24 protein-coding genes are annotated in these 23502 nt (G+C 56.8%); 16 read left to right on the plus strand and 8 right to left on the minus strand.

From position 1 onward, the window contains the following. The first annotated feature begins 14 nt into the window (after positions 1–14). Complete coding sequence (locus YBN1229_RS08695; protein ID WP_046478018.1) at positions 15–611, plus strand: hypothetical protein; 597 nt, start codon at positions 15–17, stop codon at positions 609–611. Positions 612–907: 296 nt separating this feature from the next. Continuing rightward, positions 908–1594: a zinc metallopeptidase gene (locus tag YBN1229_RS08700; protein WP_046478019.1), complete on the plus strand. Its 687-nt coding sequence runs from the start codon at positions 908–910 to the stop codon at positions 1592–1594. A gap of 5 nt (positions 1595–1599) precedes the next feature. Here the strand turns inward: YBN1229_RS08700 and YBN1229_RS08705 are convergent, their stop codons facing one another. The 4 genes from YBN1229_RS08705 to YBN1229_RS08720 all read right to left on the minus strand — a co-directional run bounded on the left by YBN1229_RS08705 (position 1600) and on the right by YBN1229_RS08720 (position 4091). Beyond that, complete coding sequence (locus tag YBN1229_RS08705) at positions 1600–2112, minus strand: DUF992 domain-containing protein (protein ID WP_052743799.1); 513 nt, start codon at positions 2110–2112, stop codon at positions 1600–1602. Between the two features lie 146 nt (positions 2113–2258). After that, positions 2259–2852, minus strand: a complete 594-nt coding sequence (locus tag YBN1229_RS08710; protein ID WP_046478020.1) for a YceI family protein — start codon at positions 2850–2852, stop codon at positions 2259–2261. Further along, positions 2849–3469: a cytochrome b gene (locus YBN1229_RS08715; protein ID WP_046478021.1), complete on the minus strand. Its 621-nt coding sequence runs from the start codon at positions 3467–3469 to the stop codon at positions 2849–2851. Before YBN1229_RS08715 ends, YBN1229_RS08710 begins: the two co-directional genes overlap by 4 nt. A 13-nt stretch (positions 3470–3482) precedes the next feature. Then, positions 3483–4091 (minus strand): YceI family protein, encoded by a 609-nt coding sequence (locus YBN1229_RS08720; RefSeq protein ID WP_046478022.1) that lies wholly within the window; start codon positions 4089–4091, stop codon positions 3483–3485. Between the two features lie 339 nt (positions 4092–4430). Here YBN1229_RS08720 and rimO point away from each other — a divergent pair, with 339 nt between their 5' ends. The 4 genes from rimO (at position 4431) to YBN1229_RS08740 (ending at position 11269) form a co-directional block, all read left to right on the plus strand. Further along, complete coding sequence (gene rimO, locus YBN1229_RS08725) at positions 4431–5759, plus strand: 30S ribosomal protein S12 methylthiotransferase RimO (RefSeq protein WP_046480167.1); 1329 nt, start codon at positions 4431–4433, stop codon at positions 5757–5759. Positions 5760–6078: 319 nt separating this feature from the next. Then, the gene (locus tag YBN1229_RS08730) at positions 6079–7587 is read left to right on the plus strand and encodes a hypothetical protein (RefSeq protein ID WP_052743800.1); all 1509 of its coding nucleotides are present in this window, start codon (positions 6079–6081) and stop codon (positions 7585–7587) included. 460 nt (positions 7588–8047) lie between these two features. Then, the gene (locus tag YBN1229_RS08735) at positions 8048–10318 is read left to right on the plus strand and encodes a dynamin family protein (protein ID WP_052743801.1); all 2271 of its coding nucleotides are present in this window, start codon (positions 8048–8050) and stop codon (positions 10316–10318) included. 6 nt (positions 10319–10324) lie between these two features. Then, complete coding sequence (locus YBN1229_RS08740) at positions 10325–11269, plus strand: dynamin family protein (RefSeq protein WP_046478023.1); 945 nt, start codon at positions 10325–10327, stop codon at positions 11267–11269. A gap of 20 nt (positions 11270–11289) precedes the next feature. Here the strand turns inward: YBN1229_RS08740 and YBN1229_RS08745 are convergent, their stop codons facing one another. Beyond that, on the minus strand, positions 11290–11640 hold the full coding sequence (locus YBN1229_RS08745) for a hypothetical protein (RefSeq protein WP_046478024.1): 351 nt from the start codon (positions 11638–11640) through the stop codon (positions 11290–11292). 232 nt (positions 11641–11872) lie between these two features. Here YBN1229_RS08745 and YBN1229_RS08750 point away from each other — a divergent pair, with 232 nt between their 5' ends. Continuing rightward, positions 11873–12733, plus strand: a complete 861-nt coding sequence (locus YBN1229_RS08750) for a metal-dependent hydrolase (protein WP_076605302.1) — start codon at positions 11873–11875, stop codon at positions 12731–12733. Positions 12734–12750: 17 nt separating this feature from the next. Here YBN1229_RS08750 and YBN1229_RS08755 read toward each other — a convergent pair whose 3' ends face one another. The 3 genes from YBN1229_RS08755 to YBN1229_RS08765 all read right to left on the minus strand — a co-directional run bounded on the left by YBN1229_RS08755 (position 12751) and on the right by YBN1229_RS08765 (position 14680). Continuing rightward, positions 12751–13410 (minus strand): TadE/TadG family type IV pilus assembly protein, encoded by a 660-nt coding sequence (locus YBN1229_RS08755; protein WP_046478025.1) that lies wholly within the window; start codon positions 13408–13410, stop codon positions 12751–12753. Then, positions 13407–13982, minus strand: a complete 576-nt coding sequence (locus YBN1229_RS08760; RefSeq protein ID WP_052743802.1) for a TadE/TadG family type IV pilus assembly protein — start codon at positions 13980–13982, stop codon at positions 13407–13409. Before YBN1229_RS08760 ends, YBN1229_RS08755 begins: the two co-directional genes overlap by 4 nt. A 191-nt stretch (positions 13983–14173) precedes the next feature. Further along, positions 14174–14680 carry a pilus assembly protein N-terminal domain-containing protein gene (locus tag YBN1229_RS08765; protein WP_046478026.1) on the minus strand — a complete coding sequence of 169 codons (507 nt, stop codon included), beginning with the start codon at positions 14678–14680 and terminating at the stop codon, positions 14174–14176. Between the two features lie 564 nt (positions 14681–15244). On the opposite strand from YBN1229_RS08765, the gene YBN1229_RS08770 reads away from it, so the two are divergent. From YBN1229_RS08770 to YBN1229_RS08810, 9 genes are all read left to right on the plus strand, one after another. Next, complete coding sequence (locus YBN1229_RS08770; protein ID WP_076605303.1) at positions 15245–15418, plus strand: Flp family type IVb pilin; 174 nt, start codon at positions 15245–15247, stop codon at positions 15416–15418. 106 nt (positions 15419–15524) lie between these two features. Then, the gene (locus YBN1229_RS18535; protein ID WP_082101079.1) at positions 15525–15695 is read left to right on the plus strand and encodes a Flp family type IVb pilin; all 171 of its coding nucleotides are present in this window, start codon (positions 15525–15527) and stop codon (positions 15693–15695) included. A 57-nt stretch (positions 15696–15752) separates the two neighbouring features. Further along, a complete protein-coding gene (locus tag YBN1229_RS08780) occupies positions 15753–16262 on the plus strand; it encodes an A24 family peptidase (protein WP_046478027.1) in 510 nt (169 codons plus the stop codon). 155 nt (positions 16263–16417) lie between these two features. Then, on the plus strand, positions 16418–17221 hold the full coding sequence (cpaB, locus tag YBN1229_RS08785) for a Flp pilus assembly protein CpaB (protein WP_046478028.1): 804 nt from the start codon (positions 16418–16420) through the stop codon (positions 17219–17221). Positions 17222–17261: 40 nt separating this feature from the next. Continuing rightward, positions 17262–18896 carry a type II and III secretion system protein family protein gene (locus YBN1229_RS08790; RefSeq protein WP_046478029.1) on the plus strand — a complete coding sequence of 545 codons (1635 nt, stop codon included), beginning with the start codon at positions 17262–17264 and terminating at the stop codon, positions 18894–18896. Between the two features lie 22 nt (positions 18897–18918). Next, the gene (locus YBN1229_RS08795) at positions 18919–19641 is read left to right on the plus strand and encodes a CpaD family pilus assembly protein (protein WP_046478030.1); all 723 of its coding nucleotides are present in this window, start codon (positions 18919–18921) and stop codon (positions 19639–19641) included. Positions 19642–19653: 12 nt separating this feature from the next. After that, positions 19654–20961, plus strand: a complete 1308-nt coding sequence (locus tag YBN1229_RS08800) for an AAA family ATPase (RefSeq protein WP_052743803.1) — start codon at positions 19654–19656, stop codon at positions 20959–20961. A 40-nt stretch (positions 20962–21001) separates the two neighbouring features. Beyond that, the gene (locus YBN1229_RS08805; RefSeq protein ID WP_046478031.1) at positions 21002–22495 is read left to right on the plus strand and encodes a CpaF family protein; all 1494 of its coding nucleotides are present in this window, start codon (positions 21002–21004) and stop codon (positions 22493–22495) included. Then, a complete protein-coding gene (locus YBN1229_RS08810) occupies positions 22488–23483 on the plus strand; it encodes a type II secretion system F family protein (RefSeq protein WP_046478032.1) in 996 nt (331 codons plus the stop codon). The genes YBN1229_RS08805 and YBN1229_RS08810 overlap by 8 nt, the downstream gene beginning before the upstream one ends. Positions 23484–23502: the final 19 nt, after the last annotated feature.

The raw sequence follows: 23502 nt of genomic DNA on the forward strand, positions 1-23502 counted from the left end.
GGAGAATGTCTGACATGCGTCCGTTTACTGTTCCGACGCTTTGCGGATTATTCGCGACAGCAATACTGGCCGCCGGCGCAAGCGCCGCTGAGCTCAAAGACAAAGCCACATTCGAGGCCATTCCCAATGCTAAGGAACGGGCCGTGGCGATATTTGAGGAAATGGGCAAGGTCCTGCAGCATCCTCGTTGCGTGAATTGCCATCCGGTTGGCGACAGTCCTCTCCAAGGCGAAGCCATGAAAGTGCACGAACCGCCCGTACAACGCGGCGAAGCTAACTTTGGCGTTACAGGCATGTACTGCACGGTCTGCCACATGTCGCGAAATGTCGAACCTGCGGGTGTGCCGGGTGATCCGGCGTGGCATCTCGCGCCCAAGAGCATGGCCTGGGAAGGCAAGACGCTGGGTGAGATCTGCCATCAAATCAAAGATCCGGAACAGAACGGCGGGAAGGATCTAAAGGCCCTCCACAAGCATATGGCGGAAGACAGCCTCGTCGGCTGGGGTTGGCACCCTGGAGGTGACCGCGCTCCGGTTCCGGGCACACAAAAACAGTTCGGCGAACTGGTCGCACTCTGGATCGAGGCTGGAGCTGAGTGCCCTTCTTCCTAACGGGGCGGCGATGGATGTGTTCAACTGATCCTTGCTCTGACAGCGATTTCGACGAGTTTTGCCATTTAGTCCGGCGTCACGTCCAACTCCATGGATGAGGCTACGCCGTGTTCTCCTGGTCTGACATAGCTTAATATCCCCATTCCCTGTCATGCTGGCTCGCTTCGAGTCATCCCGATACACTGTGAGGCAGGGGCCGTTTCGGCTGCTTGTCGGCAATGTAAAGTTCTGGAGATCAGCTGCCTGAAACCCGCCGTTGGTCGGGCCCGCTTGAACAGACAAAGGGGACGGCTCTCTTGGTAATCGCTCTCGTACTTATCGCTGGTGTTTTCGCGCTTGCCTATCTGCCGCAGCTGTGGGTGCAAAGGGTGATCGAAGCCCATTCCGATGAGCGGTCCGATTTTCCCGGCACAGGAGGTGAATTTGCACGCCATCTGCTCGATGGGATGAATCTCACGCATGTTAAGGTGGAGCCCACGAACCATGGCGACCACTACGACCCCGCCACGAAAACTGTAAGACTTGTGGCCCAGCGTCTGAACGGACGCTCGCTTTCAGCTGTGGTCATCGCCGCTCATGAGGTTGGCCACGCGATGCAGGATGCCACCGGATATGCCCCGTTAGCTGCGCGCACACGGATGGCCCGTCAGGCGCAAGCCGTCGAACGGATCGGCTCCATCGTTATGCTGGCCGCGCCTGTTGTTATGATTCTGACAAAGGCGCCGTTTCTTTTGCTGATGCAGATGGTGGCGGGCGTGCTCATCCTCGGAAGCACAATTCTCATGCACGCCGTAACGCTGCCGGTGGAGTTCGACGCTAGTTTCTCTCGCGCGTTGCCGCTCCTGAAAGCCGGACGTTACGTTCGCGAGGAAGATTTAGGCTCCGCGCGTAAAATCCTAAGGGCCGCCGCCTTCACCTATGTCGCAGCGGCAGCCATGAGTGTCCTTGATGTGATGCGATGGTTCCGCGTCCTGAGGTTCTGACGCAGTTACTGCGCTGGCCTCAATTCAAGTGCGGCTATACCCGCTGCGATGTTGAGCCCTTGTTGGGCTTGCACGCTGAGCGGTTGCAGCACGATCGACTGAGACGAACCACCGATGAGCGCATTGGCACCGACGCCGACACCCACGGTCGCTTCTCCCGAGACGCCACCATAATTTCCTGACAGTGCGCCCCGATTGACCTTGCTGGTTGGGGCGAGTACGGCCCAGGCAATAGTGCTCTGCGTGGTCGATCCGATATCAATCCCGTATTTTGAGATCTTGCCGATGTAACGTTCGTCGGCGCCGGGACGTTGGAATCTGCAGTCGAGACGTTTCGTCGATCCGAAGATGAAACCAGATCCGCCGGAGACATGACAATTCAGCACTCCTACCTCGACCTTTGCGGGCTGCGCCGAAACAGGGATTGCGATGGCACTGCAAATGAGCGCTGCCACCCCACATGCCGTCAGGTTCCTCAGGTCATGGGCGATACGGTAAATCGTCGACGTGGCAGGCATGCTGTCCTCCCCGGTTGGGCTATCGAGCGGTCGCGCCGGTTGGCGCAAACCCACTGTGGTGCTCTTCGTCATTTGCGGCCTAACTAAGGCTGGTTGACGGCAGCAGCTCTAATCCTTGTGCCGGTGCGAAAAGACAGAGCGAGAGATTAGTCGGCGCGCTTCAGCATAACGCTGACCGTAACCGGGATATCGAGCGACACCCAGGCCCCATCGGCGTCCGATCCCTTGCCGATCCCGAAATCGAGCCGTTTCAGTGACGCAGTGCCCTCAAGGCGGGCGTCCTGTCCTTGATCGATAAAGTTGAAAGTCAAGGTGACCGGGACGTCGACGCCCCGGATGGAGAGCAAGCCTTCTGCGTTGAACGAGCGTCCATCCGCCGCTTGCGAAATATCGGTGGTCACGAATTTCGCCTGCGCTATCTGGGAGACATTAAACCAGTCCGTCGTCGGCAAGGTTTTGTCGTAAGTGGCGTCTCCAGTGATAGCAGAAGCCAGATCCACGGTGACCTCGGCCCGCGAGGATGCGAGGTCTGAAGGGTCAAAGGAGATATCAGCCTCCCATGATTGGAACGTTCCGGTAAACGGACGCCCGGCGTGCGTGCCTGCAAAACCGATGGTGCTTTGATCGTCGATGACGTCCCAGTTTTGTGCAGCGAAAGAGGGCGCTGCCGGAAATTGCGCTGCGGCGACAGCAACGACGCACGCCGCAAGCGCGCGTGCTGTGCGTTTGAAAATGTTCATTGAGTTTCCTCGTTTGGAACGCGGCGTGCCGGCAAAAAGGGCAGCATTCGCGTCAGCACGTGATCGCGGTCCACAAAGTGGTGTTTCAAAGCCGCCAACACGTGCAGGACGAGAAGCGCTATCATGAGATAGCCACCGATGCTGTGCGCTCTTTTAAGAGCTGTTTCCACCGGCGCCTTGTTTTCAAGCTCGGCAAACATCGGCATATGCGGCCATTCGAATAAGCCAAACACGATGGTTGGGAGGCCAAAGACACTCGCCGACACCATGGCCCATCCGAGCAGCGGCATGCCGATCATAAGAACGTAAAACACGACATGGGTCGTATGCGCTGCGAGCCGTTCAAGCCGTCCCATTTCAGCGGGAAGTCCCGGGGGCGGATTTATCAAACGCCATGCGAGACGAGCGAAACTAAGCACCAGAACAGTCAGGCCGAGCGACTTGTGCCATTGATAAACAGCAAAAGCGTCGGCCCGAGTATCCGGCACCTCGATAGCGTCCGTCATCCACAGACCGCTGATCAATAGGAGCGAAATCGCAGCGGCAATCGCCCAATGTAAGGCTATGGCCGCTGCACTATATCGCTGCCGCCCGGGATCGCGCATACCGGCACCCATCGCGTTCCTCGCTTTATTCAGTCTGGAACTCGGTTTCGATCAGCAACTGAACCTCGTCCCCGACCAGAGGGATGTACTTGAGCATGCCGAAATCGGAACGCTTGACCATGCCAGTCGCGGAAAAGCCGATCGCGGGCTTTTTCGTCATGGGATGTTCGATGGCGGCGTTGAGCAAGACATCCAGAACGACCGGCTTCGTTATGCCGAGCATTGTGAGATCGCCGGTCACCTTTGCAGTTGTATCGCTGGTCATCTCGACGCCGGTGGAGTTGAAAGTGATTGAATCGTACTCGCCGGCGTTGAACCAATCCGCGCTCATCGACAATTCGGTGTCGAAATCCTTCTTGTCTGGGAAAGGATAGTCGGTCTTGATCGATTTTGGGTCGATGCTCACGCTGATTTTCGACTTCGATTTGTCGTCGGGGTTGTACTCAAGGGTGGCGTCAATTTTCGTAAACCGCGCCGTATAGTTTGAAAGCCCCATATGTTTGACCTTCCACGTGACACTGGCGTGGGTGGGGTCGAGCTTGTACGTTGCTGCTGGAACTTGAGCGTGCGCCGGCGCAATAAGAGCCACGACGGCAAGCGAGAGAGCTGCTGCGGTGAGCGCGGACTTGATCATCTGACCTCCAGAAGGGGGATTAGTTCGATAAATCGGACGTAGTGAACATGATTTAGAATTGCGGCGGGCAACGTCCAGATCGGCCACAATCACGCATTGTTGAGGCGGAAAAGGAGCGGCAAAACGTCAACCGCGGGCTCGGGCGAGCCCCTCGGCCGAGTGCCGAGGTGTCACGCTGTATCGGCGGGGCATTTGCGTTACAGCCATGTCCAGCCGCGAGCTCAGGATTCCGCAAGAACATGAGCGGTGAGGCAAGCACCAGCCTGCCGCGCCAGACAAGTTGATCCAAGGTACATTTTTATGACAACGAACGAGGCGCCTGCCGCTAAAACTGTCGCGATGCCTGAAAAGCTCGCAAACCCACCGAAGGTTGGTTTTGTGTCGTTGGGCTGCCCGAAGGCTCTCGTCGACTCAGAGCGTATCATCACGAAACTGCGGTCTGAGGGATATGCCATCGCGCCAAATTATGAAGGGGCCGATGCAGTGGTGGTCAACACCTGCGGGTTCCTTGACTCAGCTAAGGCTGAAAGCCTCGAGGCCATCGGTGAAGCCTTAAATGAAAATGGCCGCGTCATCGTAACAGGCTGCCTTGGGAACGATGCGGATCGCATTCGCTCAGAGTACCCCGATGTCCTCGCAATCACCGGCCCTCACCAATACGAAGCTGTCGTTTCTGCTGTGCACGAGGCGGTGCCGCCACTGCATGATCCCTACCTGGATCTTGTGCCGCCTGAGGGATTGCGCCTGACGCCGCGCCACTATGCTTATTTGAAGATTTCCGAGGGCTGCAACAACCGCTGTACGTTCTGCATCATTCCCGGCATTCGAGGCGATCTAAAGAGTAGACCCGCATCACATGTGCTGACCGAAGCCGAGCGTCTCGTTGCCGCTGGGGTTAAGGAGATCCTGGTAATCAGCCAGGACACCTCAGCCTATGGTCTGGACATCAAGTATGCTGAAAGCAATTTGAGAGGCAGGCCTGTCAAGGCGCGTTTTTATGATCTTTGCGCTGAACTGGGAAAATTGGGAGCCTGGGTCCGGCTGCACTACGTCTATCCCTATCCGCATGTCGACGAGGTAATCCCGATGATGGCGGACGGCTTGATTCTTCCGTATCTCGACATCCCTTTCCAGCATGCCTCCCCATCGGTGCTCAAGGCCATGCGCCGTCCTGCACATCAAGAGAAAACGCTCGAGCGTATCGCGCGCTGGCGAGATATGTGCCCAGATCTAGCACTACGCTCGACGTTCATTGTCGGCTTCCCCGGTGAAACGGAAGAAGATTTTTCGCTCCTGCTCGATTGGGTCCGTGAAGCACGCCTCGCGCGTGCAGGATGCTTCCGGTATGAGCCTGTCGCCGGAGCCATCGCCAATGATCTGCCTGGTGCTGTGCCGGATGAAGTCAAGGAAGAACGTTGGCACCGCTTTATGGCGGTCCAGCAGGAAGTATCCCGAAAACTTTTGGCAAAGAAGGTCGGCAAAGAGATCGAAGTCCTGATCGATGAAGTGGACGAGGAAGGCGCGCTGGGCCGATCGAAGTGGGATGCGCCAGAAATCGACGGAAGTGTTTTTCTCAACGGTGATACGGATGTAGCTGCCGGCGATATCGTAACCGCGCGTGTTGCTCATGCCGACGAGTACGATTTGTGGGCGGAACGTACCCCCTGACTGCGGCCCCGCTATCCGGTAAAGAGCCAAGAGTGCTTTTGACCTCTTCGCTACGCGTCGAGAGTATTTTTTTAACCTCAGCCACAATAATGCGCGAGACACGCCCAATACTGGGCTAAGCGCAGTCCGATTTGCGTCGAACGCTACGGATTGACGAGATCTTGCCATGGTTGGAAGAGGCCACGCGGCCGGTTTGCCGGGCAGCGTATTATCGGGGGAACGAGCTTGCCAACCCTTGAGTGTATGCTTAGCAGTGTAGATCGCGCGGGATGGCGTTGGCCTGTGCCGCACGTGGCCGATACGGTGAGGGGCGGCACGTATGAACAAGCCGGATAAGTCCAGTACAGATGATCTCAAGCGCATGCTGCGTCGTCTTGAACGGATCGAGGCGGAAAAGGCTGAGCGGGCGCAGACACGAACAAATGCGTCCTCGCGCGTGCGCGATCTTTCGTCATTGCCTGCTGGCAGACGGCGAGCAGGGCTTTCGGATGGAGAGGCCGTCTCAGATCCCGCCCAGATAGTCCAAAGAGCGACGGCCTCTTCAATTGCAGTCGCTCCGGAATTCCCCAGACCTGTTCCAACACCAAGCGAACCTGCACCAGCGGATCGTCAGAGGGTTGGAGCCCCTGTCGTTGCAGCCGCGATCACAGCCGCGATTGTCTCAACCTTGGCCACCGTAGCTGTCACGATGTGGCTTATGGGTGGCCTCGACCGCTTGCCATTCGACAGTAAGTCTACAGATATGGCGGCATCCAACACGGATGGTGGAGACAGCGCGGGCCCCACGTCCGCGCCATCAGCGGCCCTTGAGCAAACGACGCCGCCAGAGGCCACAACGACGCCATCCAAGCTTCCACAGGATGACGGAACGACGAGCCAAAACGTTGCCCGGTTCAGCGGCGATGCCCGCATCGCGCCGGAGGGCGAGCCGTCCAAGTCTCCGGAATACGTCCTGACGCCATCCGCCCCGGCCCCAGCAAACGAAGCAATTCCTGAAAGTGCTGCTTCTGCTCCCGAAACCAAGACAGAGAGCGAACCTGAGGTGCAGGCACCCAGCCCGGAAGCAACTGAACAGACACCGCCGGTTGCCAATTTGCAGGAACCACAGCCGTTGCAGTCGGCGCCCGCGCCAAGAGCCTCTCAGCCAACTGCCCCATCGGCACCGATCTCTCCTGAAAGCTTGAAACTCGAAACGCCGGCAAGCGTGAAGGCTGAACCGGGTGTGCCCCTCGATTTTCCGGTCACCGTCGGTGCGGATCCCAGCCAATTGACGGGCTATTATCTTGTCGTTTCAGGATTGAAGCGCGGAACCAAATTCTCACATGGCATCGAGCTGTTGTTTGATACTTGGCAGATTCCCGCACGCTATCTTTCGGGCCTGAAGCTGACTGTGCCCCCCGGTTTTGCAAGACGGATGAAGCTAAATGTCGAACTGCGCGGTCCGCTTGGCGACACCCTAACGCGTAGCATTTTGACCGTAGAATTACCGGGAGAGGCACGCCGCGCAGTGGGCCTCGAAGGATCTGATGATGGCGATGGAAGTTTCGCTGCGACTGACGCACAAGATCTGATCGACAAGGCTGAAGTTTTCTTGGACAACGGAAGTCTGCAAGGCGCGCGGCTATTGTTGGAACGAGCGGCAGGTCATGGTTCGGGATCTGCGGCGATGCTGCTGGGTGCAAGCTACGATCCAAAATACGCCGGACACTTTTCTTCTGATGCTCCCAATCCCAACGCCGCCGAAGCAAAGCGCTGGTATGAACGCGCCGTGGAATTGGGAGTGAACACGGCTCAAGAACACCTAAATGCGATCAGTACCACGCCTTGACGCTTGAGGAAGCGCGCGTGAGAGCTCCATTGAGCGGGGTAGGAGTGCGTCTTCTACGCCGCTCCCAAACCCCATCCAGCGAGCAAGCCGTCGACGCACTTTCCAACGTCTCGCGCATGCAATCGATTAATACTCCGCGTGATGACATTGCGGCATAAGAGCTTTAGCGAAAAAGAATAGATTGATGGGCAGCCAGCGTTGCTCACTGTGGGGTTCGACCGGTTGGTCCGAGCCCGTGATGCAAAAAGAGCGGACTCTCTCTGCCGTTAACCGGACCGGTTAATTTTATTAGCGAATTTGGATTGCCGACATAGGTTCGCCGCTCGTGTTGATGGCAGTCGAATCGGCGCAACGCGGATTAATGATTCGCTTTGACAAGATGCATTTCTGCCGCAATTAAAGCTATCCTTCGCCGTCGTCGAGTGGGGGAGGCAACCTAGTATTGCGGGGAGTATCGACGATGGGGGACAGCGCGCACGTGATTGAGTTGGCGACCGCTCCTGGCGACGCGAAAAGCGACGCTCCAATGTATGACCCGCGACGCCACGGTGGCATCGGTAAACGCCTTGAAAGCCTGAGACGCGAGCTTCTCGAAGCAGGAGAGCGTTTGCAGTCGATCGTGGAACCGGCGGGTCAAACGCTTGTCAGTGAAGCATCCAAGCTGCTCGAGAAGCAGGTTTGCCGCATCGCAGTGGTCGGACAGATCAAGTCTGGCAAGAGCACCTTTGTGAACGCATTCGCGCAGATACCTGCGCTTCTGCCGACAGACGTCAATCCTTGGACGACTGCGGTTACGAATTTGCATTTCCGCCGGCGTCAGGATGGTGACCCCGCAGCCAAGTTCAACTTCTTCACCGAAGAGGAGTGGCAACGTATAGCGGACGGCGGCGGTCTTCTCCGTGAATTGACCGAACGGCTTGTTCCGGGATTCGAACCTGATCTGCTGCGTCAGCATGTGGTAGCGCTCAAACAGCGCGCCGCCCAGCGTCTTGGTAACGAATTCACGAACCTCCTCGGTCAGTCGCACAGCTTCTCCGAGTTCGACGCTGGTCTGATGCGTGGCTATGTTTGTTCCGGCGATATGCCGCGTGGGCCTGTCGACAATGATAGCGGCCTGTTCCCCGGCAAATATTCTGACATCACGTGTTCTGCCGATATCCATTGCGACGGCGGTCCGTTCGAATTTCCTGCGATGTTGGTCGACACGCCAGGCACCAACGACCCCTTCCTGCTGCGCGATGAAATAACGCGCCGCAGCCTAGAGGCCGCTGACCTTTACATCGTCGTGCTTACGGCCCGACAGCCGCTATCGGAAGCCGATGTTGCGTTGCTGCGGATTTTGCGCGGACTGCATAAAGAGCGCATTCTCATCTTCATCAATCGCATCGATGATCTGTCCGAGATTTCAGCTGATCTGGCTGATGTCACAGCGTTTGTGAGGAAGCGGATTGAACGCGAATTCCCCGATTCCGACATTCCTATCATTTCGGGCAGCGCGCTTTGGGCGACAGCGGCGCTTCGGGCTGACACGCCGACGACCGAACGCGCTTTTGAACATCGGTCGCTCTCCTATTTCCTCGAACGCGGTCTCATCCGGCGAGAGGAGCTGCTCAAGCCTGCTCCGGCGGACGGAACACAGCGCACCGATCTGCTGAACGCGCAGTTCGTCTGTTCAGGAATGCCGGCAATTTATTCCGCCATCAACGACATGATGGGCGCGAGCCACTGCGCACATGTTCTGCGCCAAGTAGCTCAGTGTTATGTGGAGCTGGCACGTGCTAGCGAAAATTCCGCGCTTAGCGAGCTGACGCATCTTGAGCGGCTGCACTCCGCAGCGATTACGACGGCAGAGCGTGCTGGTACGCAGATGCGCCAGATCGATGCGGAGCAGCATCAGCTTGAGGAAATCGCTGAAATCATCGAACGCTCCGGGCGTTCGATTGAAGATCAGATGGGCGAGATCGTCGCTGAGGAGATCGGTGACCTGCGCTCCCGTCTGTTCGCCGAAGTCGACGTGCACGCCGCAGAAGAGCGCGATGTACTCATCGATACGCTTTACCGGGGGCGTGCTCCGCGCGAGTGGCAATGTGAATCGATCGAGCTGCGTCGGAGCTTGGCGGAAATTTTCACCGAAGGGTTTCAGAAGTCCGCTCGGCGAATTTCTGACTTGCAGTCACGCGTAACCCCAGAACTGCGTCAACTCATGTCCATGATTGCGCCACGGGAGCGTGCCCCCCGCGAGCCGGACTGGAGCCAGTTGACGATGCCGACGCCAACGTTGACCTCACTGTCAACGTTCGTCGCCGTTGATCTCGAAGTTTCCTGGTGGGCCGCCTTTTTCTCAAAACGCCCGACGCCCGAAGAGCGTGGTGCTGAGGTTGAAGCTCTCATCCGTTCGGAATTCGAAGCCGTTGTCGAAGAACTCGTCAGCGGCGCCGAAACCGAGTTGCTGGCATTCAGCTCGATGATGACGCGATGGTCCTTCGGCGTCTGCAACAGCATCATCGAAGCTTTGCATCGGCGCCGTCAGGAGCTAAGCCGCACACACGAGAGTCTCTCCAAGACAGTGGATGGCACGGCCGACACAGAGACCGTGACGCACCAATCTTCCGAGATCGCACGACTACGCAGCCGCTTGGCACAATGTGAAACCCTGAATAGGCAACTCGAGCAGATCGCGACCTCCTTGGCGCGGTCGGCCTCAGCCACGTCTTCCCGAACCGGCGAGTAAGTAATCATGACCGCAAGGCTTGAACTCACGATTCAATCGATTGAGGCAGCCCGCCGCCAATTGTCGTTGCCGGTATGTGATGTAGCGGACCTGAGTTTCACGCGCCTGGCATTGGAACGGTTGGCCGACGCGTTGCGCCGTGTTCCGTGTGTGGTCGTTATGGGAGAGGTCAATTCGGGCAAGACGTCTGTTGCCAACCGGTTGATAGCCTCTTCCGTACTGCCTGCCGCCGTCATAGCTAATACGGCCATTCCCGTGCGCTTGCATTACGCAACCTCTGTTAGCGTAGCCATGCTGACAGCAGACGATCGGCGCGTGATCGATCCACTCGATCCGGTCCTCGATCTAGAAGACTTCAATGTGGAGGCGATCGAAGTCGGATTGCCCGAACCAAGGCTCAAATCCTTCGACCTGATTGACACACCTTCAAAGGGCGATCTGACGGCCCTTGCTGATGAGTCAGACATTCTCATCTGGTGCACCAATGCGACACGCGCTTGGACCGAAACCGAACGTCGAAAGGTCATGGAATTTCCGGCGCGTTTCCGTCGCTCTAGCGTTCTCGTCGCAACGCATGCGGACGCATTATCCGCCGAAGAATGTGATCGTGTTCTTGAGCGCCTGAACGAAGCGACCGCCGACCTGTTTTCAACGGTCGTGCTCGTCAGTGCTGCCGAAGACGTCCTCCCACCTCTCCAAGTCGCGGGGCACGCTTCACCACAGATCGCGGCCCTGCAGGCACGTCTCGATTTCTTGATCTCTCGGTTCTCGAACCGCCGGGCGAGAGTTGGAGAGCAACTTCTACGGCGCGTCGCCCGTATGTCACTGAAGACGCTTCCGGAAATCGATGCGAACTCAGCAAATCAGCAAGCCAATCGCGAATGTGAACTCGCACACGCTCTCTTGAGCCGACTGGCCAATTACACGGCTCTTCACCGCCGCGTCGCATAGATTAAAGCGTAGCGCGCGTTCTACCGTGGACAACGTCTGTACAGGATCGGCCGACCGTTTGCGTAAGTCATGACGATCGCATTGGCATCTATCACATCGATCACAAAGCGACGGTGTTCTTCTCGGTGTCCCTCGCCCTGGCAGGTAGCGTCAACCGAGTAGCGGCGCGCATCATTCCTATCGATTTTGACGAACCGGCACATGTTCTCCAGCCCGTGCAGAGCACGATCTTCAAGTTCTATAGATTCGTCCTTACAGGAAAGGTCTGCCGCGGCCCATTTGCCGACATAAGGGGCATCGGCGTGCGCCGCATCTGACAGGATGCCTACCAGGGCTACGATGGCAAGAGGCGAGACAAGGCGAAGCATCATGAGGCTTATCTTCCGCAGATAGCTTATTCCAACGCGAATCTAAGGCTACCTTGGCGATTGGGCCAGCCATATTGAGTTATCCAGCCCCCATCACGCACAGAACAGTCCGCACTCTCCCCAAAACGAAGCGAATCTGCTCGAAAGTGAGAAGTGGCGCAAAGCGCGTTTGGCGCGAGCGACGTCGCTCGGCACGGATTGCAGAAGCTGGCATTTTTACGCGAGGATGAGACCCATGGCGAACTATGCCACCCATATCGCCGTCGGCACCGTGGCATCGGGTGCGCTTGCCACCCTGACGCTCGCCGCAAATGTCATCGACCATTCGAGCCTGATCGCCGTCACCCTTGCCGGGGTCGCAGGGTCCGTGCTTCCCGACATTGACCTGAAAGATTCACGAGCGAGCCGGATATTGTTTTCGGGGATCGCGATTTTCGCTTCTTTCTGTGTGTTGTTTATTGGCGCGACGCGCTACTCAATTGCAGAACTCTGGATACTCTGGCTCGGCGCACTGATTTTCGTGCGCTATGGGGTGCATAACGTCTTCCACTACTTTGCAATCCACAGAGGCGTTTGGCACTCGATACTGGCGGGTGTGTTTTGGGGCTTCGTGACCGCTATTCTCTATCGTTACATGTTAGGGTTTCACGAAGGAGTGGCTTGGCTTGGCGCGGGCTTTATGCTGGCCGGGTATATTGTTCACCTCGTTCTGGATGAGATGTTTTCGGTCGATTTCATGGGGAATCGATTGAAGAACTCGTTCGGTACGGCATTGAAAATCGTCGATAAGCGATATCCAGCGCAGTCGACTGCATTGGCTGTTGCAACGCTAATGATTGCCTTTCTAACCCCTTCCACGTCGGCTTTCGTTGAGCACATTACGTCGCGTGATATGTGGTCAGGACTGCATGAACGCATGCTGCCGCACGACAAATGGTTCGGCCTGATCAAAGGGCCATTGCTGCTGACAAGCGCCGGATACGAAGGTACTTCTGACGCACTGCCATCTACGAAAGATTCGCTCGTTACAGGCTCTGTGATGCCCGCGGGAGCGGACACGCCATCCCGTCAGGCGCCGAACGCGGAAACGGAGTGAGATCCGGCCGCAGCCACTTATTGGCAGCTTACCGCGCAGTTATTTCCTTGGAAATCGACGCAACCGTGCCGCGGGCTGTGTGTCGCCGTTTGCTCCCACGTCATGGGCGGAAAAGCCGTTTTGGTAACGGCCATCGGAATATATCGGTAGGATGACTTGACGACGATGGCGGTGCTGTCCTCAGTAACGATGCCTGGCGGTAGTTCGTAGGGTGTGCACTTAGGCTTCGAGACTGTGATGGACCCGTCTTTTTCACGTTTATAGGCCGGAGCATAAGTGCGTGTATCGGTCCCGTCGGTGCCAAAGCCCATGACCGGGATAATCTCAACTTCCAACGTATCGCCTTGTCCGACGCCCATCACATGATCGATGACGTTCATGATTCCTTTCACAGTTGCGGCCGGGTCTGAGCCCATGTCCTGTTCGCGCGATACAAGGTCACCCGTCATCGACGTAACGAGGTTGAAACGCCGGTCGAGTTCAATTGCGCGACTGCCTTCCACCACAACCATGAGCAACACGAGCAAGAGTGGCGCGATGACAGCGAATTCGACCGCCGCGGCGCCGCTGGTGCTTAAGCCGGCCTTACGGAATAGCGCCGTGATAGCGCGTATGGGTGCCCCGGCAGCGCTGCGGCCTCCAAGCAGTGAAACAAACCGTTCAAAGCCAGGCATCATTGGTAGGGCTCCGTTCTGAACGTCGTCGCGGTACGGATCAACGACGACCCATTCGCCATGTTGCCGAATCCCAAGAACGCGAGGGGCTGCGCTAGATCCCACTCGTAGCAAGCCGTAACGAGAATGACTTCACCGGCCCCACTCGCGTAGTCCTGGACACTGTCACTAGGGCTGCCGGTTGGCGGCGTCAGACGTCCACGCCCGTCGAGACACGCAACAGGAACAAGGTCCGTCCAATCGGATGATTTCTGGATGTGAAGATTGAGATGTCCCGACTTTATCAGGCCCGTGCCTTGATCAGTAATCATCTCTTTGAATTCGGCAAGGGTGACGCCGTCTGTCTGAGCTTGTCCGGTGCGAATCTTTCGAGAGGCGCTTTCAACGGCTTGCTCGAGCGTGCTTACGGTGAAGAAGTGTAGGCTCGTACCGATGATGCCAAAAATGAACAAGAAGAACGGTACCGCAATAATCGCGAATTCAATGGCAGTTGCGCCCCGGACGTCAGTGCCCCATCGCTGGAGCCCCGCCGCAGGGCGTCGAAACAGCCTATGCAGACGATTGTCGCCACGCATCACATTGGGCTCGCTCGGTTAGAAGGTTCCCCTCAAGGTGCTGAATGTGGATGCGAAGAATGAAATAAATCTTGAAAAATCGAGCAGTGACGACGCTTGGTTAAAAAAGTAAGAGTATGGCCGGTGGCTCAAGCCAGCTCTGGCGTTAAGCTCAAGCTTAGCGTCCCCAAGAAACGCAATGCTCCGCGTTCTTACTGCAGGCTGTCGGCGCTCGCTCCGAGACTCTGCTCGGAGAATTTCATCTTATCCTTCGCATGTTTTGAAATCGTCTCGAAGTAATCGCTGTCGTCGCCGATGGTGATCGTCGGTGTGCAGTTGGGTGAGCAGGTAAACGATTGCCGTTGGCTGCCCTTATGTAAATTGACGACTCGGGCTTCATCGCGCTGGACGATGATACGCTGATCTTGAATGACGTTGCGTTGCTGATCCAGCGCGATGACGTTGGTCACACCGAAGGTCTTGCCGGTCACGACAAGCAGATCCGGCCCCTGGACGGCCACGTCTGCGATCGACGGATTTCCAATGATCACCTCACTCACAGGCCTAGGCAACCGCAGGAGTTGCGATTGATCATAGCGAACGATCAAATCGCTACCGGCCCCCGCATGCGGAACGCTGATCAGTGCCGCCAGGCAAAACGCGACCACCGCCCCCATAAAAAGAAGCGTTCTCTCAACCGGCGATGCTGGCAGTGACATGATCTTTAAACCTCCGCGGTGCTAGCGCGGATTAGAGCCGCAAAAAGTGAAGGATTAGCAAATGGGCGTCTCAGGTTGGACCGCATCTCGTAGATGACGACGTGAGGGAACATCGAGCTCATCGTCGAGCGATCGGAATAGACCGATCTTTCCGATGGCATGACCACGCGGCGGTCTGGAATTGCATCAGGCAAACATCGCTGCCATTGAGCGAAATATGTATTTAATTTGAAGCTTCATGAAACACCATCGTGGATGATCTTACTTATTTCCTCGCTTAACGAAAAATTATGGATGAAATTGCGAAAAAAAACTAGAATTTTCATGTAATGATTATGAATATGATTTTGTGCTGAGGTTGGTTTTAATGGAATTACAGCGTTGGTTAATATGAATACTGGATGTGTTATTATTTAACAGGCGTTCATGTATTTGATATGCTGTGATTTTAACTTGGGATTAAGAGCGCGCCGGTTAATGTCCCAGAAGTTCGAACGCAACAGGCATCGCCTCGTTCGGGCACAAAATAGAGAAATGAGCATCTGTACAGTTGGGAGAGTAGTCATGAAGAATTTTGTTTCGCGCTTCGCGAACGACGAGTCCGGCGCCACGGCCATTGAATACGGTTTGATCGCAGCCCTCGTTAGCGTCGGCATCATTGGTGCCCTGAATATTCTGCAAGGCGAACTGACCGGAATTTTCGGACGTATCTCTGACGCGCTGAAAACCGCAGGCTGATTATTTACGACAGCCTCTCAGAACGAATCTGCCGTCGGTTGAATGGGAGCCATCCGCCCCGCGGCGGGTGGCTCGGTGATCTACAGATCGATGAATAGGACACAGCATGATATTGAAGTGCCTAAAGCAGTTCTGCAGATCGACCGAAGGCGCTACGGCCATCGAATATGGTTTGATTGCCGGGATTATTGCAGTCGGAGTTGCCGGTGCTATGTCGCCGCTCCGTCAGCTTCTCATAGACATGTATGGAACGGTCATCGCGGCATTCCCGGGCTGACCCTTCAATAGAGTTCTCCGGTGCTCGGTGAGCGTGGAGTTACACGGAGTTTTCGGAGTGTCCCTCGCGTACCTGCTGTTGCTCGCTTTCCCCGCGGCCATGATTCTGGCAGCGTTGAGCGACCTGTTCACGATGACCATCCCAAACCGTATTTCGTTGGTCCTGTTTGCCCTCTTTCTAGTTATCGCTCCGATTGCGGGCTTGAGTCTGGAAGAGACATTGATGCATTTGGCGGCTGGCTTCGCCGTCCTCGTTCTGGGCATCATACTGTTCGCCACGGGCACCTTTGGCGGGGGCGACGCAAAGCTGATGGCAGCCGGGGCGCTGTGGTTGGGCATCGGTCAAATAGTGCCTTACTTCGCTTACATTACAATCCTTGGTGGCGTACTTGCCGTTGCGATACTGCTCTATCGCCGCATCCCGGAAATGCTTTTCCCACCGCTTGTTCCTGTATGGGCAACACGCTTGCGCCAGCGCGATTGCGGCATCCCTTACGGCATAGCCATCTCTGCGGCGACGCTTATCGCCTTCCCCGCGACCAAGCTCTATGCATTGATCCTCGCCTGACGTTAACCCGGCGTTTACAGACACATAGCCCTGGCCGGTGAGCTGATACCGATCGCTTCGAAATAGAACGACGCTTAATCCTCCATTGACGTTTGTGGCGCAAAGTCGGCTTTGAATCGAGCTCAAGCTCGTCGGCCGAGAGGATCCACTGCGCAATGAAGAAGGCTCAGATTATTGGTATTGCGATTGCGGGCGTTGCCGGCCTTACCGCCTTTATGATGATGCGCGGAATCGTCAATCGTGAGCCGGAGACCAGGACCAAGGAAGTCGCGATCAACACCACCCAGGTGCTCGTCGCGCGCAATGATATACGTCTCGGCGACATCGTGAACGAGCAGAGCTTCGAGTGGCAAGCCTGGCCCGCCGACGGAGTTCGTGAAGGCCTCATCACAATTAGCAACAAACAGGCGAAGAGCGAATTCTCCGGATCCGTCGCCCGCATGCCGATCATTGCCGGTGAGCCGATCACCGCGAAGAAATTGATCAAAGTCGGCGAGGGCGGTGTGTTGGCAGCGATCCTGCCAGCGGGCATGCGCGCGGTCTCCACCAGCATTCAGCAGAAGACGGCGGTGGGCGGACTGATTCTGCCTAACGATCATGTCGACGTGATCCTCATCCGGCGCGTTCGTGGGCGCACCAACACGGATGAGCACGTCAGTGACACCCTCTTCCGCAATGTTCGCGTCCTGGCAATCGGCCAGCAGCTTGAGCAGGTCCCCGGCAAGAAGACGGCGGAAGCAAGCAACAATACGACTGCGACTCTGGAGCTAACGCCCAGGCAAGCCGAGCTTTTGGCTCTCGCCAACTCGATGGGCGAAATCACGCTCTCCTTGCGATCAATCGCGGATCTCAATTCGGAAGGTCAAAATTTGACGGGCAACGCCCTCAATCGCGACCGTTCCAACTCAGTTCAAGTGCTGCGTTACGGAGTGAAGTCACGTGCGTATGGCGTCAACTAGTCACCCCACCGGGGAGCTCGTGAAAAGGCCTTGAGAGAATATGCAAGTAACGCTGAAAGAAAATTTGAGCTCAGCTCTGACGGTGTTGGTGGCACTTGTTGCCGCCTGCTTCGTCGTTGGAGCCATCGGTGATGTGCAAGCGAATGGTGACTACGCGAACGGAGGTTTTGCGCACAGCTCCGTCATTAGTATTTCTGATGCCGACGTGGGGCCTGTAAGACGCAATATTCGGCTTGGTCTCGGCAAGTCGGTGCTCGTTGAATTTCCCCGGGACGTTCGCGACGTACTCGTGTCCAACCCCCAGGCCGTCGACGCCGTTGTCCTTTCAAGCAACCGCGTCTTCTTGCTGGCACGGCGTATTGGTGAGTCCAACGCATTTTTCTTTGATGCAAACGGCGAGCAATTCGCCACGCTGGAACTCTTCGTCGAGCGCGAAACCGCTGGCCTTGAAGACATGCTCAACCGCTTGATCCCAGGTTCGGCGATCAAAGTGGAAATGATCAATCAGACGGTAATTCTCACGGGGCACGTCCGGGCTCCCACCGATGCATCACGTGCCGCCGATATCGCCAGGCAGTTCGTAACGGCTCAGTTCGACACGACGACGATGTCGAAGGTAGAGGGCACGACGCAGACGTTTGTGCAGAAGAACGACGAAAAGAGTGGTGTAATCAACCTTCTCCAGGTCGAAGGTGAAGAACAAGTGATGCTGCGCGTCGTTGTCGCGGAAGTGCAGCGCTCGATGCTGAAGCAGTTCGGTATCAACATCGGTGCTGCGATCAACTCCGGAAATTTTTCGACCAACATTCTCACTGAAAATATGCTGCCGTTGACGGTGGCTGCGGGTCTTGGTGGGTTGCCAATTCCCGGGTTCTCAACTGAAGGGGACCCGAGTAAGCCGGATGTGGCGTGCGGTGTCGGTGCGCTGTGTAATTACGCTACCAACGGTCCCATCAACGGTGCTTACACCAACAATGGCGTATCAGGTGGCTGGTCGGCTGGTGGTAACCGCATCACACACGCTTTGCGGGCTCTCGAACGCAACGGGCTGGTCCGCACATTGGCGGAGCCGAACCTGACCGCGATCTCCGGCGAGCCAGCGAAGTTTCTGGCGGGCGGCGAATTTCCGATCCCGGTCGTTGATAGCCAGGGCCAGACCAGCGTCGTCTTCAAGGAATTTGGTGTTGGTGTCTCCTTTACTCCAACGGTTCTGTCGGAAGGCCGCATCAGCCTCAAGATTGAAACCGAAGTTTCGGAGCTGAGCAACCAAGGGGCTGTGGTAATCTCTGGGCTTCAAATCCCAGCCTTGCAGAAGCGCCAAGCGAATTCGACGGTGGAGTTGCCGTCGGGTGGGTCGTTGGCACTGGCCGGCCTGTTATCGGAGAGTACCCGTCAGAATATTGATGGCTTTCCCGGTCTCAAGGATGTGCCGGTCCTCGGCACGCTGTTCCGCAGCCGCGATTTCATCAAGGAAGAAACCGAGCTCGTCGTCATCGTTACGCCCTACATGGTGCGTCCGACCGCACGGAAGGACTTGGCACGTCCGCTGGACGGCCTAGGCGACGCAACGGATCGTCGGGCCAACTTCCTTGGACATGTAAACCGTATCTACGGCCGCGGCCCCGAGATCCCGTATGGCGGACTGAAGGGCGATTACGGATTCATCGTTGAATAGTGGGCACGCGAGGAGAACGACAATGACGTCTTTCAAATACACGATGCCCCGCGGTGCCGGCGTGGCGTTGGTCGCAGCGATGGCGACGCTGGCGCTCGCCGGGTGCCGGCCGAGCGATCCCGGCACGCGTATCGCCGGGTGGGCAATGATCGATTCCGCACAACGTCATCCAATTATGGTGTCGCAGGAACCAACGAGCATGAGCATCCGCGTTCCACGCGGCTCGTCTGGCCTGTCGCCAACACAGCGGGCGCGCGTCCTGAACTTCTATGCGCATTTTCGCGCTACGGATGCCGGTAACAGCCGCCTCGTCATAAATGCTCCGAGTGGAGCACCCAACGAGGTGGCCGTTATGAATGCGGTTCAGGAAATTCGCTACATTCTTACGCGGGAAGGGATCCCCGACAGCGATATTTCGGTCGAGGCGATCCACGTTGAGGGCAGGGGCGATCCGCCGATCCGCTTGTCATATCTTCAGTATGTCGCACACGCACCGGAATGCGGAGATTGGACGACGAACCTGGCTCGCGAACCCGCCAACCTGCCGTATCCAAACTTTGGCTGCGCCACCCAACGCAATTTCGCTGTCCAGGTCGCTAACCCAGCCGACCTTCTGGGGCCGCGGAATATGACACCGCGTTCTTCCGAACGCCGCGATACAACGTGGGCCAAATACGTCAAGGGCGACACGACAGCCGCGAAGAAGTCGGAAGACGAAAAAATCTCCACCACGGGTGACAACTGAGGCGTAACGTTTATGTCGAACCAGGCCCATTCTCTGCAACAACCGCACGTTTCTCTGGATATCGACGAAGTGTTGGATGCAGCGGACCGCGCTCGTGATCTGCTCGCGGATCGCGCGCGTCCCATTCCACGCATTTCGATCCAGGCATTCTGCGAGAGCGCGTTGGTTGCCGAGACGCTCCAGACCGCAGCAGAAGATCGTCGCCTGTCGAAGGCGCACGTATCGATCAACATGGGTGGTATTCCCGCCGCCATTGCGCACTTCGAGGAAAACCCGACCCCGAACCTGATCATCATAGAGTCGGGCGCGGAGGGCGCCCAGCTATTGGCCGAACTCGATCATCTTGCCGATAGTTGTGACGCCGGAACAAAAGTCATCATCGTTGGTCAGCTTAACGACGTCATACTGTACCGCGAACTCCTCAAACGCGGGGTCAGCGAGTACCTGCTAGCCCCCATAGGGGCGCTACAGGTGATGGAGAGCATCTCTAATCTCTACAATGATCCTGACTCCGATCCCGTCGGCCACGTCTACGCGTTCATTGGGGCCAAAGGCGGCGTCGGATCTTCGACCGTTTGCCATAACACAGCGTGGGCATTGTCTGAAGCGCTGCAGTCGAGCGTCATCATCACAGACATGGATTTGCCGTTCGGCACCACCGGCCTGGATTTCAACCAGGACCCTATGCAAGGTGTGGCCGATGCGTTGGTGACGCCGGAACGTCTCGATGAGGTTTTGCTCGATCGCCTGCTGACGAAATGCTCCGAGCATCTTTCGATTTTCTCAGCACCAGCGGTTCTTGATCGCGATTTTAATCTGAACGCGGAGGCCTGCGATCAGGTCGTCGACGTTGTTCGCCAAAACGTTCCTTACGTCGCCATCGACATACCGCACACTTGGACAGATTGGAGCAAACGTCTGTTGTTGCAGGCCGACGAGGTCGTCATCACCGCTTCGCCCGACCTTGCCAATCTACGCAACGCTAAAAACATCGTTGAACTGCTCCGTGCCGAACGCCGTCACGACAGCCCGCCGCAGCTTGTCCTCAATATGACGAAGATGCCAAAGCGTCCTGAGATTTCTACGCGTGACTTCGAACAGGCCTTGGAGCTCGTCGCGACGGCTGAAATCGAGTTCGATACCGAGACTTTCGGTCAAGCAGCGAACAACGGTCAGATGATCGAGGAAATGAACGCAAAGGCAAAGTCCGTGCAGAACTTTCGCGATTTGGCCATGCGGCTCGCCCACCGGCAGGAAGTGCGTCACGAGCGCAAATCGCCTTTCGCCCCACTGTTGGAAAAGCTCAAGCTCGGTCGCTGAGACCTGAGTGCCACGTGAATCCCAAGGAGAACGACCGGTTATGTTCGGCAAGCGGAACCATGATACGCCAAGTACGCAGCGCAAGATCGCGCCGCAACCGGCGTCGCCCGTGCCGCATGCACCAGCGCGCCAGGCGGCGCCTTCCCAAACTGCAAAGGTGGCACCTGCGCCAAAGCCCGCCGCACCAGCCGTCGATATGGAAACGAAGCAGCGCCGGCATTCCGACGAGTACTACGATGTCAAGACCACGGTCTTCAACGCGCTGATCGATACCATCGACTTGACCCAGCTCGCCAAGCTTGATGGAGCCGCAGCACGAGAAGAAATCCGCGATATCGTTGCCGAGATCATCCAGATCAAAAACGTCGTGATGTCGATCGCCGAGCAGGAGGAATTGCTCGAAGACATCTGCAACGACGTGCTGGGTTACGGCCCATTGGAACCGCTCCTGGCGCGCGATGATATCGCCGACATCATGGTCAATGGCGCGTCGACGACGTATATCGAAGTCGCCGGCAAGGTGAAGATGACCAACGTTCGCTTCGCGGACAATTTGCAGTTGATGAACATCTGTCAACGCATCGTCAGCCAGGTCGGACGTCGCGTCGATGAGTCGAGTCCGATCTGCGACGCGCGTCTGCCGGATGGCTCACGCGTCAACGTTATTGTGCCACCGCTGGCGATCGATGGCCCGGCACTCACCATTCGTAAATTCAAGAAGGATCGTTTGCGGCTTGAGCAGCTTGTTCAATACGGTTCGATCTCTCCTGACGCGAAAACCATTTTGGAAATCATCGGCCGGGTTCGCTGCAACATCCTCATTTCAGGCGGCACGGGCTCCGGTAAAACGACGTTGCTGAATTGTCTAACCGGTTCCATCGATCACGACGAACGCATCATTACGTGCGAAGATTCAGCAGAGCTTCAGCTCCAGCAGCCACACACGGTACGTCTCGAAACGCGCCCGCCCAACCTTGAGGGCGAGGGTGAAATCACCATGCGCGATCTCGTGAAAAACTGCCTGCGCATGCGCCCCGAGCGCATCATCGTCGGCGAGGTGCGCGGCCCCGAAGCGTTCGATTTGCTGCAGGCGATGAACACCGGCCACGACGGTTCTATGGGAACCCTCCACTCCAACTCGCCGCGCGAGGCGATTTCCCGACTGGAGTCCATGATCATGATGGGTGGCTTTGCGCTGCCGATTCATACGATCCGTGAGATGATCACCGGTTCGATCGATATCATCATCCAAGCCTCACGCCAACGCGATGGTTCGCGCAAGGTGACCCATATTACCGAGGTACTCGGCATGGAAGGCGAGGTTGTCACACTACAAAACCTCATCGTCTACGATGTGCTGGGTGAAGACGCCAACGGCAAAATCACAGGTCGTCACAGATCGACGGGTATTTCCCGCCCGCGCTTCTGGGAGCGCGCGGAATACTATGGAGAGCATCATCGCCTCGCAGAAGCTCTAGCCAATTCCGAGGTCAAGGATGAGCATGGGGCTCCTATGGGAGACGCTCATGCCTAGTCCGGATCTCGCAATTCCTCTGATCGGTGGCGTGGCCGTCGCCGCGTTGATGTTCGTCTTTCTCTATCCGATGTTTGGAGGCGACCGTAAGACGGAAAAACGTTTCGCGACCGTTGCGGAAGGCCATGTCAACAGGATTGGGGTGCGCAACGCAGCTGAGCAGGCGGCCAACCGGCGTAAACAGGTGGCCGAAACGCTCAAGGAGTTAGACGAACGCCAGAAGAAAAAAGAGAAGATCTCTCTCCGCCTGCGCTTGCAGCGGGCCGGTCTCGACATAACCCCGCAGACGTATTGGATCACAAGCGCCGTCGTTGGCTTGGTTTGTGCGCTTGCGGTGATCTTGTCATTCCGCATGACCCTATTGATGCAGATCGTTGCCTTAGTTGCAGGGTTTGTCGGATTGTTCGGCATCCCGCGCTGGTTTGTCTCCAAAATGACAAGCCGGCGTCAGCAGAAGTTCCTTACGGAATTGGCCAACTCCCTTGATGTGGTTGTACGCGGTATGAAGTCCGGTCTGCCACTCAACGAGTGCCTTCAGATCATCGCGCGCGAGAGCCCCGAACCAATCGCAGGTGAGTTTCGTGAAGTCGTCGAGCAGCAACGTATCGGTGTCACGCTAATTGACGCCCTGGAGCGTTTGGCGGAGCGCATGCCTCTCCCTGAAGTTCGCTTCTTGACGATCGTTATCGGCATTCAGCAACAGGCGGGCGGAAACTTGTCCGAAGCGCTAGGGAATCTGTCGGGCGTTCTGCGAGATCGCATCCGCATGAAAATGAAGGTCAAGGCGCTATCGGCAGAGGCAACGACATCGGCTGCGGTTCTTGCGTGTCTGCCGCCCGGTGTCATGATCATGACCTACCTCGCATCGCCCGAATACATTCAACCGCTTTTCACCACCAGGATAGGCAATTTCTTCATCATCATCGGCCTGCTCTGGATGTCGTGCGGCGTGCTCGTCATGCGCAAGATGATCAACTTCAAATACTAGAGTTTTCCCTGCGGACTAC

This window comes from Candidatus Filomicrobium marinum (assembly GCF_000981545.1).
Taxonomy (GTDB): Bacteria; Pseudomonadota; Alphaproteobacteria; order Rhizobiales; family Hyphomicrobiaceae; genus Filomicrobium; species Filomicrobium insigne.